The 12893-nt window shown below is 46.6% G+C and carries 13 protein-coding genes; 11 read left to right on the top strand and 2 right to left on the bottom strand.

The annotated features are described in order from the left end of the window. Nucleotides 1-34: 34 nt before the first annotated feature. Complete coding sequence (locus ACQKPA_RS20940; protein ID WP_427494436.1) at nt 35-733, bottom strand: MerR family transcriptional regulator; 699 nt, start codon at nt 731-733, stop codon at nt 35-37. Nucleotides 734-888: 155 nt separating this feature from the next. On the opposite strand from ACQKPA_RS20940, the gene ACQKPA_RS20935 reads away from it, so the two are divergent. The 7 genes from ACQKPA_RS20935 to ACQKPA_RS20905 all read left to right on the top strand — a co-directional run bounded on the left by ACQKPA_RS20935 (nt 889) and on the right by ACQKPA_RS20905 (nt 5120). Continuing rightward, nucleotides 889-1377: a DUF6022 family protein gene (locus ACQKPA_RS20935; RefSeq protein WP_427494435.1), complete on the top strand. Its 489-nt coding sequence runs from the start codon at nt 889-891 to the stop codon at nt 1375-1377. A 105-nt stretch (nt 1378-1482) separates the two neighbouring features. Beyond that, on the top strand, nt 1483-1716 hold the full coding sequence (locus tag ACQKPA_RS20930; protein WP_427494434.1) for an XRE family transcriptional regulator: 234 nt from the start codon (nt 1483-1485) through the stop codon (nt 1714-1716). A gap of 305 nt (nt 1717-2021) precedes the next feature. Further along, a complete protein-coding gene (locus ACQKPA_RS20925; RefSeq protein WP_427494433.1) occupies nt 2022-2633 on the top strand; it encodes a TetR/AcrR family transcriptional regulator in 612 nt (203 codons plus the stop codon). A 7-nt stretch (nt 2634-2640) separates the two neighbouring features. Continuing rightward, entirely contained in the window at nt 2641-3234 is a 594-nt protein-coding gene (locus tag ACQKPA_RS20920; RefSeq protein ID WP_427494432.1) for a GNAT family N-acetyltransferase, read from the top strand. Between the two features lie 162 nt (nt 3235-3396). After that, entirely contained in the window at nt 3397-3873 is a 477-nt protein-coding gene (locus ACQKPA_RS20915; protein WP_427494431.1) for an N-acetyltransferase family protein, read from the top strand. 150 nt (nt 3874-4023) lie between these two features. Beyond that, a complete protein-coding gene (locus ACQKPA_RS20910) occupies nt 4024-4536 on the top strand; it encodes an HIT family protein (protein WP_427494430.1) in 513 nt (170 codons plus the stop codon). A 209-nt stretch (nt 4537-4745) separates the two neighbouring features. Next, complete coding sequence (locus ACQKPA_RS20905) at nt 4746-5120, top strand: hypothetical protein (protein WP_427494429.1); 375 nt, start codon at nt 4746-4748, stop codon at nt 5118-5120. 281 nt (nt 5121-5401) lie between these two features. Here ACQKPA_RS20905 and ACQKPA_RS20900 read toward each other — a convergent pair whose 3' ends face one another. Beyond that, complete coding sequence (locus ACQKPA_RS20900) at nt 5402-5611, bottom strand: hypothetical protein (RefSeq protein WP_427494428.1); 210 nt, start codon at nt 5609-5611, stop codon at nt 5402-5404. A gap of 1062 nt (nt 5612-6673) precedes the next feature. Between ACQKPA_RS20900 and ACQKPA_RS20895 the strand changes: the two genes are divergently transcribed. The 4 genes from ACQKPA_RS20895 (at nt 6674) to ACQKPA_RS20880 (ending at nt 12893) form a co-directional block, all read left to right on the top strand. Then, nucleotides 6674-8989 (top strand): helix-turn-helix domain-containing protein, encoded by a 2316-nt coding sequence (locus ACQKPA_RS20895; protein ID WP_427494427.1) that lies wholly within the window; start codon nt 6674-6676, stop codon nt 8987-8989. 266 nt (nt 8990-9255) lie between these two features. Continuing rightward, nucleotides 9256-10230 carry an ABC transporter permease gene (locus ACQKPA_RS20890; RefSeq protein ID WP_427494426.1) on the top strand — a complete coding sequence of 325 codons (975 nt, stop codon included), beginning with the start codon at nt 9256-9258 and terminating at the stop codon, nt 10228-10230. A 25-nt stretch (nt 10231-10255) separates the two neighbouring features. Continuing rightward, nucleotides 10256-11176, top strand: a complete 921-nt coding sequence (locus ACQKPA_RS20885) for a carbohydrate ABC transporter permease (RefSeq protein WP_427494425.1) — start codon at nt 10256-10258, stop codon at nt 11174-11176. A 58-nt stretch (nt 11177-11234) separates the two neighbouring features. Then, nucleotides 11235-12893, top strand: coding sequence for an ABC transporter substrate-binding protein (locus tag ACQKPA_RS20880; protein WP_427494424.1), 1659 nt, complete (start codon nt 11235-11237; stop codon nt 12891-12893).

The following is a 12893-nucleotide window of genomic DNA, read 5'->3' as shown; positions in this document are numbered from 1 at the left end:
TCGGTGTCGATGTTATTTTGTAATCATCTCCACACTAACAGTAGTCTTTAATCAAGCGATATAGAAAATAGAGCGCTCGCATCTGAAATTTGATCGTTTTGTGCAGGTAAGCCTGGATACGTTCAGTTAGATTCATCGCATGCTCGATGTTCTCTAGTTCTAAGCGTGCAATGGATTGTTTTAAGTACACGGTTTCCTCGGAATAAACAGAGCTCTGAAGTACCTGAATCATCCTAATTTTAAAGAGATGCGCTTCATTATAAAGACGGTAATCGTTATCAAGGTCTCGCATAGCGGTGAACAGGCCGCTTTGCTCCCAGTAGCGGATTGCCGATTTAGGAACCCCCGTCCGTCTGGAGACCTCGTGGATGCTGAAATATTGGTTGAAATCGAGAGCTCGGCTACCTTCAGAATACGATTTCAACTCCCTTACCAGTTGATCCAAACTTGCTTTTTCCCGATGCAGCATGACCTCTCGATCCCTGACGATCCACAATGCGTCATCGAACTCGTTGCGTCCAAGACAATGCATTACCTCGCTCGTTACTTCCATACCGAATGCGGCAGCCATGGCTTGAATACATGCCAGATAAGCTTCATGGCGTTCTGTATACATACGATATCCATTTGAAGAACGTTCTGCAGGAGGTATCAATCCCTTCGCTTCGTAGTTCCGCAGGGTGCTGCTGCTTACCCCGTACTTTTCTGCCAGTTTTTTCGGTCGAAAGTCCATGTTATCTCACCTTCATAAAAAAATGCGCAAACATTAAATCCAATGTAATGTTATTCTGGATTTTTTGTTGATTACCTTCATATTCATTTCTCAAACCTTCCAATTGGCTTTCATGTTGTACGATGGAGATAATCCAATTCAGAGGAGGAGTTTATATGATAGTAAAACCAGTATTCCGGTACGACATGACCATTGAGGAGATTGGCGTGGCAGGTAATCAGTATATCGAATCGGTGTGGAAAACATTTTACGATTCGATGTTTGAGGAGTTAACGATCGCTTTTCGTGAAATCGAGGATGCTGCCTATGGGCTTTATTTGGACCAGTTGATGCCCGCATTATTTGATAGCCTAAAAGACGCCGGGTTCGAAGCAGCGGAGCCCCTCAAGGAGCATGATTTCGTCATCGGGAAATGTTTGCTATTTCGCAATTCGCTTGAAAAATGGGGAACTGAGGAAAATAGGTCCAGAATTTTTTGGAACGTTATACGTAGTACGAATGGTCAACAACCCATTGGAACTCTATTGACGGAAATCCCTCATTCTCATCTGAAATTCGACATTCCTAGGGCACCTGTATTATATTCACTGAGCGAGCATGAGAGGGAACAAATCGCGCGAGGGATTCGACGGATCAAGGAATAACTTTACCTTCATCGTTATGGCTCCCTTTATGAAGTATATTCATACTGGCAATGGACAACGCTTAAGGTTAAATCGATATAATCTTACGCGGGAGGTCATCGCTTCTTGAAATTTGCACTTGGACGTTGCTTGCTGAATGATCGATTGATGGAATCCGGAAAGTCAGCGGAATGGCTGGCCAAAGACTTGCTTATTAAACCGGAACGAGTTTACGACTTTATTGAAAACAAAAGAGTGATGCCACTCAAAATTGCCATATCGATCGCCGATTCCATCGGTTGTGATGTTGGTGCCTTGTATGAATTAATTCCGAACGAATATGAAGTAAAGAGAGATTAACGGAATAAATGGTAGGTGGCATCGAGGCTGCAAAATATTGACTAATTGTGATGTCGGTGTACATAAACATGGTCCCTTTAAAAGTCGCTATTTTAGCGGCTTTTTTGTTTTATCGGTACAAGTTCTTGTCCAGAGCCAACAACAAGAACTTGTATCATCCATTACCGTAAAGGACAAGAACATGAGTCGGTTACCGAATAGATAAGTACGGGTTGATTTCGCTAATTTGGAGTTGAATGTTGTTATTTCACTCTCAATATTATATATTGAGGAAATTTCATTCATTAAAAAAAGGGGGGAACTGTTTGCCACGTAGCAAGGAACAGTTTGAAGAAATGCGCAATGTTACTAGGGGAAAAATCCATTCAGCCGCGATGCAGTTATTTGTTAATCAAGGTTTTGGCTCGACGAATGTTCAAGATATTGCGGATACAGCTGGCATTAGTATTGGGCTGCTGTATCGTCATTACAAAAACAAGGATCAGTTATTTAACGAGTTGGTTGCTTACGCGGTTGGAGGATTGAAACGTAATATTACATTCTTTGAATCCGACCAATCCCCTAAAAAGTTAATGGCACAGTTTGTCGACGAAGTCTACACTGACATGATCAGGGGGGAGGAACTAACCCATCTACTGATCCTTATTAATCAATCTCTATTAGCTGGAGCTGCCACAGCCTCAAAACATTATGAAGAGATCCTCCAGGTAAATGCCAGGCTGCTTGATTCTACGGCACAGCTCATTCGAAGGGGTCAAGAGCTTGGGGAATTTCACTCGGGTGATGCGCAGGAAATGTCAGCTCTTTTTTATGCTTCAATTCAGGGATTGGCTCAGATGAAAGTATTACTAAAGAGCAACTTTACCATGCCCTCTCCATCTATCCTCACCGCATTTTTATTTAAGGAAAGGGAGTGACCATACCATGATTAACGTGGTTAAAGCTGATCAAGCCGAGTTTGATGTGAGGCGAGGGATATCCGAAATATTCGCAGAGGGATTCACACAGTGGCTAGGGTTTTTCTCCAAGAATCCTAAGAAGATTGCTGCAGCGTTCGCTCATATGTTCGCTCTGGATCAATTTTATGTAGCTTTATACAAGGGACAAGTGATCGGGATGGCTTCTTGCACGGATGGAACTTCTCTCTCGGTTAAACTTAATACAAAGGAGCTTCGCAAACATTTAGGCTTTTATAAAGGAAGTTTAGCTGGTATTTTCCTAAAAAAGGAATTTGCATCACCCTTTGTTAATCCTTCACCTGGTGTAGGCTCAATCGAATTCGTAGGAACAGCTGCCGAATTCAGGGGGCAAGGTATTGCTTCTCAAATGATTCGTCATATCCTTGAGCATACACCTTATGAGGCTTACTTGATTGAAGAAGTTGCTGATACCAATATTCCAGCCATGAAACTCTATTCTAAATTAGGTTTTGAAGAATATAAACGCAGGCAAATACCTGTGAAAAGGGCAAAGAAGATCGGGATCAACTACCTTATATCATTGAAATATTCGAAATAATGCAGATTAGAAAAAGTTTGTTACATCCCCGATATGATTTCATTGTCGGAGGATCGCAAAGATGACTGTTTATTAAACTAACCGGGCAGATATGCTCAATAAACCTACTTTGGCCGAAAATAAATCATGATATAATATGTTAAAATATTGGAGGCCAGAAATATGGATATATCTATCCGAAACGCTCACCAAGATGACTACGAGTCTTTGTTACCTTTGTTTAGGCAGGTTCATGATCTCCACGTTTTTGAAAGACCCGATTTGTATAAAGAAAACCCAACTCCAGTCGGGAAGGAATTTTTCTTAAGCCAGCTAAATGATCCCAAACAGCATATTTTTGTTGCTACCATAGGCTTAGAGATAATCGGACTAGTTGTGACGAAGGAAGAAGACATAACGGAAAATTCATTTGTAAATGCGAGAAAGATATTATATGTAAATAGTTTGTGTGTTTCCGAAACGTACAGAAATAAGGGCGTTGGAAAGAGACTTATGCAATATGTTATGGATTTCGGAGGAAGCCTGAAAGTCGATAGTATTGAATTAGGGGTATCGGAGAACAATGCTTCTGCATATTCATTTTATACATCATTTGGAATGACAACGAAGAGTAGAAAAATGGAGTTTAGGTTGAACTAACGGACGAGTAACTATAGCTTGATAAATAACTAAAACGCGGCTGCCGGCATGGATCGGCCAGCCGCGTTTTGCTAACTATAACGCAACGAACAGAAGTTGCCTGCGTCTAATAGCTGGTTGGAGAAATATGAAAGGAGTTGAATGGGAAAGATGACAGCATCATTTTCACATAAGCCCGAAGGATACGAATGTCCATTTTGTCGTATTTGGGGTATCGAGCGACCTAATCAGGGAACAAAACAAAGGGAAATCATCTATCAGAATGAAAAGGTAACGGCATTTATAGCGAGCAAATGGTGGCCAAACAATAAAGGACATGTTCTTGTTGTTCCTAATCAACATTTCGAGAACATCTTTGAACTCCCTGTGGATTACGCTGTGGAAATTCACCGCGCGGCTCAGCTTACAGCATTTGCAATGAAAAGTACATATGGATGTGATGGAATTTCTACGCGGCAACATAATGAGCCTGCTGGCAATCAAGACGTGTGGCATTATCATCTCCATGTTTATCCTAGATATGAGAATGATCAACTTTATCTGACAAAGGGTTCTCAGTCCGATCCAGATGAACGCTCTTTCTATGCCGATAAGTTGCGTTCTTGGATAAAGGAAAACATTGAAGGTCTAGGAGGAGCGTATGATAACCCTAACAGGAGATGAACCTGAGATTACATGGTTTGTTGCATTGTCCGTTGACTGCTTTCTTACCAGGGAGGGCTTATTCCCAGTCCTTCAGGACATGGCCCCAGGGAGTCCTTTGTGGAGCCGATGGGTGTCATCGTCGAACCGATATCTTTTTATGAAACATCTCATCTAATAACAAGATTTCTGCTTTTTGGCAACGATTTCACCGAAGGGAGTTGGGGAACATGCTTTTGTTAATCTTGGCATTTTTATGGTTCATTTGGTTTTTGATTGTTATTCTGTATTATTTATGGACATCTTTATTCTGGTCGATGATATTTCGTGCCCAAAAACTTGAAAATGAGGGAAAACGTACGCTTTCAGGTTTTGTCGCTTTGGTCTCCATTGCCTTGAACATATCTATCTTGAAATTCATTTGCTACTTTACGGATACTCCGAGTTTGTTCCAATACTCTAAAATTACCTCAACTTGTTTTACGGTTGCATTTATTTATATCGTCGTATTAGGAATTGCAACCATTCCTTTTATCAAAAAAGACGGAGCCTATTTGCTGAGGCTAGCAATATATGGAAAAAAGAGGAAGAAAAAGAAATGGTAAAAAAACTACCCAATCGTTTTAAAGAAAGGCACCATTTTAGAACTATATATTCAATGCCGAGCAAGCGATAGAGATTATTAAGAGAAATAAAATGATAGGTCATTTAGGATGACAGCTACTTCATAAAATCTCATAATCACCCATTGGAGCTTAGCGGTTCCTTGGTCTCCCGTGAGGAGATAGGCAGTGAAGCAGAATCAGGAGGACGCTTCCGCACCGACTAACCGCATCGCGGCCGCCCCGTCGGGGCAGTCGTGAGATCCAATACATGTGCACTCCATTCACTTTTTCTTTTTTTTGAAGAAATCGAATTTGATCACAAAATCAAAGAGAGAAGTGATTACAACAGCTCCAAGTGGAATCATTGCGTATGCCCAAGGCGGATTATTTGGAGCTTCACCAGGGGGTGCATCAATTAAAATCTCAAAAAGAACAATACAGTAAATTACGGCCAATACAATACCCGTTACGTTCCTTTCTTTTTTACGCATAGCTATGTTTCACCTCCCTTAACATGAACAACCCTTGAAAATAAATCCTCTTATGAAAGATCATAATAATTATATTGTTTTAATTGTATATAAACCATTTTCAATGCAAATAACGTTAATGGCGATTAGAGAGCTGCTACGTGACAACAAAATAGAGAGTGGAGGAAATCTAGTAAAGGATGGTTACCATTAGTCTTGGACACAGGATTAACTTTTATTCTAATCAATTTGCTTGATATCTTTATGGAGGATATTACGATAACATGGCAAGGAGCTATTATATTTTCATTAATTTCTGGGCTCATAAGTAGGAAATTGAAAGAGAAGGAAAAAGAGCCATCAGTTATGGATAGTAACGAATACAGAAGAATAAAAAGTGAAATTGAATCCAAGAAAAATGCTTAAAAGGTAGAGATTTAGTTGAAAAATCAAACTTGAATAGCCATTCAACTAACGAAAAACATTAGATCAGTGATCCAAAAGAGCAGGTACGTCAGTTGGTAGCTGCTCTTTTTCATTAAGCTAACGCAGTTATGTTCAATGAGTCGATACTTTAATACAAAGCAGAATGAAGGGAGAACAATCACATTATGTTCTTTGAGAGACCGGAACATCTCTCAATGTAACATGGAGCAACTTCTGGGCCCATCTTCCCGCGCAAAGTGTTACGACCTTTGTAGGCGAACTCGGGCGGTAACTCATCGTCCACGGTACTGGTATCAATGGTAAAGCGTTTTAACAAAGAGCTGTCTCCAGGTCATACAGGCGACTTGGAAGGGCAGCTCTTTGTTCTGAGCTGGAATTGAACCGAAATGTCAGCCGTATACGGTTGGATGCATGAAAGGGAGCAAAGCAAGAACCGGGTTCCCCTACGCCTTAGTGATAGCTCCGGTTTATCTTATTGCCTCGTAAAGGAGTTTGCGTACTTTCGCTCCTAGCCGATAGCCATATCGTAAGCAAATTGTACCCCGAGGAAGGAATTGTACCTTTTTCTTGCGAACAGTCAAGTGTATCATCGAATTGCCTTGTTTTTGAAAACGCTTACTGTTGAGGAGGGTACGTATGCAGCGTTTATGGTCCAAGTTCTCCCCGGTGTTCCGCAGATTTCTGATTTCCTACTTGATTGTGCTCTTAATCCCCCAAATTGCGGGCTATGCATCGTACAGGACTTCGATTGATGTGGCGAAAGCAAGCTCAATCGAAAACAGTCTGAGTTCCCTGAATCTGGGAAAAGAGATCATCGAGCGTCATCTGGTGGAGGTGGAAGCCTTCACGAAGCAGCTTGCGATCAATCAGGACCTATATCGTCTGATCGCTGATCCCAAGCCGCTCGACATCAACAACGTTTACGGACTGGGACGAATGCAGCGCAGCCTGTCCATGTACAGCAGCACGAATGATTACCTCACCAATTTCTTCATCTACATACGTAATTATAATGCCATTATTACGCCGAATACCGTCTATTACCGGCCAGAGCATTATTACGAGGCGAATCGGCTTGAAGGGTTGACGTTCGAGGAGTGGGAGGAGGCCGTATTGAAGAAACCGCATCTAAACGAGATGATTCCGCTTAAGAAATATAGGCGGGAAATCCGCGACACGGTGTTTGTCGAGACACCGGCCGTCACGTTTCTGCAGTCGATCCCGCTTAACAGCTTCAACAATCCGCAGGCGATGATCGGCGTACTGATCGATGAAGAACATATGGGCAGCCTGCTGCAAAATATTGTGGACCAATACGGGGGCTGGGCGCTGGTTGCGGACCGGGAAGGCAGCTTGATCTTGTCCCGGGGCATCGGAGAAGAGGAAGCCAAGCGCTTCACCCAAGCGCCTTCCGATGAGAACGGCGAGGTTAGCCCAACGGGAGACGGGCGGCTGTTGATATCCATCCGGTCCGACCTGAACGGGTGGACCTATATGGCCGGAATACCCGAGCAGGCGCTGATGGCGAAGGCTGACACAATCCAGCGGGTCACGACGACGTTTACGCTGTCTGCGCTGGTCATCGGTTTGCTGATCGGACTTGTGCTTGCGTACCGGCACAGTGCAAAGGTCCAGTCGCTGCTGTCCGTGTTTCGCGAGCAAAGCCATGTTTCCCGGGAGAAGATCGGGAACGAGTACGATTTCCTGGCCGGTAATATCGCGGCTCTGATCGCAAACAACAAATTGCTGGAGTCCTCACTGAACGATCAGCTCCCGCTGCTTAGGGATGCGTTTATTAAACGGCTGCTGACTGGCGACTTCTATACGCTGCGCGAGCTCGATGCGGTCTCCGGTCAGACGGGAGTCCCGCTTCGCGGCGAGCATGGACGCGCAGGCATTCTTAAAGTCGCCGGATATGGCAGTGCCGACAGCGAAGAAATCATCCAGGAACTCAGCGTCGCCCGGTTGATCGTCCGGCAGGCCTTGAGCCGGCTGGAACCCGATGTGCTGGTTACGGACTGGGGTTCGGACCAGATCGCTTTTGTGCATCCGCTTGCCGAAGAGGCGCTGGACGACTGCACTGGTCGCCTGGAAGCCGGTTTGCTTGAATTGGTCGATACCGTATATCGGCAGCACCGATTGTCGATAACGATCGGGCTGGGTTCGGTGTTCGACGCGTGGAACGGCGTGGCCGACTCGTTCAACGAAGCGCAGCAAGCGCTGGAATACGCCGTCCACACCGGGGCGGTCGGCATCACCCGGTTCGAGGATGCGATGAAAGCAACGGAGCTGTATTATTATCCGATTGAATCCGAACAGCGTATGCTCAATACGCTTAAGGCCGGAGAGCTGGAGGAAACAAGCCGCCTTCTTGACCAGCTGTTCAGCCGGAACTTTGAAGAGAGGGAGCTGTCGTACGATATGACGCAGCAACTCGTGATGGAGCTCAAGGGAACCTTTCTGAAGCTGGCCGAACTCAAAATATTCCACGACGAGTCGCTCACTGACCATATCAAAGAGCAGATCGCTGCCGTTTCGACGACGGACGGGGTCGATCAGCTCAGGGAACGATTCGGGAAGCTCATTCATGATATCTGTATGGACGTCCGGAAGAAAAAATGCGACATGCATGCCGAGACCGTGGGTGAGATTATCCGCTACATCCACGAGCGTTATTCCGACGCAGAGCTGACGCTTTATCGTATCGCGGAGCATATTGGGAAGCCCGAGAAGTATATCTCCCAAATGTTCAAGGAGCATACGGGAACGAATCCTTCGGACTACGTTGAACTGGTGAGGATCAGCAAGGCGGCCGAGCTGCTGCAGCAGAACCTTTTGACGATTGACGAGATCGCCGCGCAGGTAGGGTATAACAGCGCTCATTCGTTTCGGAGGGCCTTCAAGCGGGTTCGCGGTGTGTCGCCCAGTACATATCGGCAAATGGCCGATTAAGGAGAAAACGGGCTTGCCGTCTTTAACGGAAGGGTTGGTCAGTATTTGCTTAACGAGTGGATCAAACGTCTGGCATATTTTTTATCATATTCGCCAAATGAAAAAAACGAGGAACATCAAGGCTTGGAAAGCATCCGTCTCCGAAATTGTACGGCCAGGGAGAAAGTGTGCCTTTACGAAGCAAAGCATGCAAATTTATGATTGCACACAAGAAAGCGCTGCCATAAAAGTTCATACTTCATTGGCAGCTACTCATCGAAGGAGGGATGGAACTGAGTACGCTATTTTCCAAGTCCAAAACGGTCAGAGCTCCGAGCGGCAAACGCTCGGAAATCGGGAGGTTTGCTTACCGAAGCTTCAGAAGACATTGGCAGCTGTATCTGCTGGTCATTCCGCCGGTCTTGTATTTCATCATCTTCAAGTACTTGCCTATGGCAAACGCCGTGCTTGCATTCAAGAACTATAACGTGATGAAAGGGATTTGGGGGAGTCCCTGGGTCGGCACGCAGTACTTCGAGATGTTTTTTCGCAACCCGGCGTTCGCGACGCTGATCAAGAATACGCTGTACATTTCGTTCTATCAATTGATCGTCGGGTTTCCGATTCCGATTCTGCTGGCGTTAGCCTTGAACGAGGTGAAGAGCGCAAGGTTCAAAAAAACCGTACAGATGGTCACCTATGCGCCATATTTCATCTCCACGGTGGTCATGGTGTCTATCATCATGCTGTTCTTGTCCCCGCGTCTTGGGATCGTGAATACCATTGCTGGCGCGCTTGGCTTTGAAGCGATCAATTATCTTGGAGAGCCTGGCATGTTCCGAACGATCTACGTGCTGTCCGACGTATGGCAAACCATGGGCTATTCCGCCGTGATTTATCTTGCTGCTCTGGCGGGCGTGGACCCGTCATTATATGAAGCGGCCAAGGTGGACGGCGCCAATCGGTTCCAGAAGATCCTGAACGTCGATCTTCCCGGCATTCTCCCGGCCGCGGTCATCATTCTGATTCTCAGTGTAGGCAACATTATGGCGCTCGGCTTCGAAAAAATGTACTTGTTGCAAAATCCGCTGAACTTGTCCTCGTCCGAGATCATTTCCACGTACGTGTACAAAATCGGATTGCTGAACGCGAACTACAGTTTCGCCACGGCAGTCGGATTGTTCAATTCCTTGATCAATCTGGTGCTGCTCCTGGTCGTCAACGCCATTGCCAAGAGGGCTTCCAATACGAGCCTCTGGTAAATTTCGAAAAAAGGGAGTGAGTGACATGAACGCATTGCAGGCCCATTCCGGAAGCCGGCGGAGCGTGAGGATCAGGGAGTCGCTGGGGGACCGCATCTTTCTGACCGTGACCTATATCTTGCTGATCTTGGTTTTAATGGCCGTCCTGTATCCGCTTATTTACATCGCAAGTTCATCCCTGAGCAGTCCAAGCGCTGTCTCTGCAGGCAAGGTGTGGCTGTGGCCGGTCGACGTATCGCTGGCAGGGTATGAGGCGGTGTTCCGAAATGACCAGGTGCTGACAGGTTATGCTAATTCGCTGTTTTATACCGTTGCCGGTACATTCATCAGCGTATCCCTGACCATTATGGTCGCTTACCCGCTGTCGAAAAAGTCATTCTTCGGCCGCACGCCGCTTATGGTTTTCATTACTTTCACCATGCTGTTCTCCGGCGGGTTGATCCCGACCTATCTGGTCGTCAAATCGATGGGCATGATCGATACGCGCTGGGCGCTGCTCATTCCGAATGCCGTGTGGGTATGGCAGGTCATTATCGCCAGAACCTTCTTTCAGACCTCGATCCCGGATGAGCTATCCGAGGCGGCGGATATCGACGGCTGCAGCGACATCCGCTACATATTCAGCGTCGTTCTTCCGCTTGCCAAACCGATCATCGCCGTGCTATCGCTTATGTACGCGGTGGGGCAGTGGAACGCTTATTTCGATGCCCTGATCTACTTGAAATCGCAATCGCTCTATCCGCTTCAGCTCATACTCCGCAGCATTCTCATCTTGGGCAGCGGAACGGGCAATATGGACGCCGGGGAAATGGTGAAGCAGCAGCAAATGGCCGAGCTGATGAAATACTCGCTTATTGTGGTGGCAAGCCTCCCGGTGCTGGTGATCTATCCGTTTGTACAGCGCTATTTCGTACAAGGCATGCTGATTGGCTCCGTGAAGGGCTGATCCTGGGCCGGGCTATTCCCATTGTGTTGCATTACCAATTCATGAGGAGGAGATTGATTTGAGAAAAACAAGAGCCCGTCTGCTTGTTCTTATACTGATGCTTAGTTTCGCGCTTGCCGGATGTTCTGGAGGTAATGGTAACGCAGGCAGCGAGGGGCCGGATGGCGGCACGCCGGATTCCGGTCAGAAGGTTACAATCAACGTATTTGCCCATCAAAGTTCGGATGTGGATCTGATAACCAACAAGTTTACGAAGAAAATGGAAGAGAAGTTCAATATCAAGTTCAACTGGACAACTGTTCCGTTCGACGGCGCGGCCGAAAAGCGGCAAATTTCGCTTGCGTCCGGCGACTATCCGGACTTGTACATGCTCATTCCGTGGGTAGACCGTTTCTCGCAGACGGATTTGCTGAAGTTCGGACAGCAGGGGGTGATCATCCCGCTGAACGACCTGATCGATGAGCATGCTCCCCACATTAAGGAAGTTCTGGAGAACAACGAATATTATAAAGCCATGAACACCGCGCCGGACGGCAATATTTACGGATTGACCGGCTTAAACGAATGCTTCCACTGCTCATACCCGAATAAAATGTGGATCAATACGAAGTGGCTTGATCAGCTCGGGCTTGCCAAACCGACGACGCCGGAAGAATTCAAAGCGGTCCTTGAAGCCTTCAAGACGCAGGATCCGAACGGAAACGGCAAGGCGGACGAAGTGCCGCTCAGCGGATCCGTCGAAAATTTCGGCGTTCATGTGATTCCGTACCTCATGAACGGCTTTATTTACAACGACGACAGAACGTACCTCATCATGAAGGAGGGGAAGGTAGACACTGCCGCGAACAAACCGGAGTGGCGGGAAGCGCTGGCTTATATTAAATCGCTGTATGACGGCGGCCTCATCGACCCGGGGGCCTTTACGCAAAATGCAGGCGCGTACAAAAAAATCGGGGATAACGCGGACGCACAGCTTTTGGGTGCCGGAGCAGGCATGCATCCCGCCCTGTTTTTGACAACGGGAGAAGACGCACCCTACAGCAAGGACTACAACCCGCTTCCGCCTCTGCAAGGACCGCATGCCAATTATGCAACGTTCAACTATCCGATCGATCCGGGCGCTTCCTTCGTTCTGACGAATAAAGCGAGCAAAGAGACGCAAATCGCCGCCATAAAAATGCTGGATTATTTCTATACGCAAGAAGGGGCGATGCTTTCCTATCTCGGTGAAGAGGGCAAGAGCTGGCGCAAGCCGCAGGATGGGGAAATCGCGCTGAACGATAAAGTGGAACCGCTCTATAAATCGATCCCGCTTGAATCCGGGGAGCAGCCCCGCAATGACAGCTGGGGGGCATTAACCCAATATAACCATCACCGGGCATACCGCGACGCCGAGGTTCAGGGCACGGATATTTACGCGAACGATGGTTACGAACGCCGCCTTTACGAGGCAACGTTATTGATGGAAGGCAAGGAGCCGAAGGAAATATTCCCCCATTGGGCACTATGGGTAGACCCGTTGGTCGCCGATGAAGCCAGCATGATGCAGACCAACATCAAAGACTATGTCGACCAGAACGCTTTGCTGTTCATTACCGGCGCCAAGAGTCTGGACAAGGATTGGGATGATTACGTGAAAGGGCTTGAGGGATTGAACATGCAGCGTTATCTTGAAATCATGCAGGCTGCCTACGATTCATCAACAATATCGAAGTAA

This window comes from Paenibacillus sp. NPDC093718 (assembly GCF_050279985.1).
Classification (GTDB): domain Bacteria; phylum Bacillota; class Bacilli; order Paenibacillales; family Paenibacillaceae; genus Paenibacillus_AQ.
The sequence above is the reverse complement of the archived record's forward strand: the minus strand, read 5'-3'. Positions and strand labels throughout refer to the sequence as shown.

Bases quoted from the DNA above. Each gene is read 5' to 3' on its own strand.
- ACQKPA_RS20940 (WP_427494436.1), bottom strand. From the start codon at position 733: ATGGACTTTCGACCGAAAAAACTGGCAGAAAAGTACGGGGTAAGCAGC.
- ACQKPA_RS20935 (WP_427494435.1), top strand. From the start codon at position 889: ATGATAGTAAAACCAGTATTCCGGTACGACATGACCATTGAGGAGATT.
- ACQKPA_RS20920 (WP_427494432.1), top strand. From the start codon at position 2,641: ATGATTAACGTGGTTAAAGCTGATCAAGCCGAGTTTGATGTGAGGCGA.
- ACQKPA_RS20915 (WP_427494431.1), top strand. From the start codon at position 3,397: ATGGATATATCTATCCGAAACGCTCACCAAGATGACTACGAGTCTTTG.
- ACQKPA_RS20910 (WP_427494430.1), top strand. From the start codon at position 4,024: ATGACAGCATCATTTTCACATAAGCCCGAAGGATACGAATGTCCATTT.
- ACQKPA_RS20905 (WP_427494429.1), top strand. From the start codon at position 4,746: ATGCTTTTGTTAATCTTGGCATTTTTATGGTTCATTTGGTTTTTGATT.
- ACQKPA_RS20900 (WP_427494428.1), bottom strand. From the start codon at position 5,611: ATGCGTAAAAAAGAAAGGAACGTAACGGGTATTGTATTGGCCGTAATT.
- ACQKPA_RS20895 (WP_427494427.1), top strand. From the start codon at position 6,674: ATGCAGCGTTTATGGTCCAAGTTCTCCCCGGTGTTCCGCAGATTTCTG.
- ACQKPA_RS20890 (WP_427494426.1), top strand. From the start codon at position 9,256: ATGGAACTGAGTACGCTATTTTCCAAGTCCAAAACGGTCAGAGCTCCG.
- ACQKPA_RS20885 (WP_427494425.1), top strand. From the start codon at position 10,256: ATGAACGCATTGCAGGCCCATTCCGGAAGCCGGCGGAGCGTGAGGATC.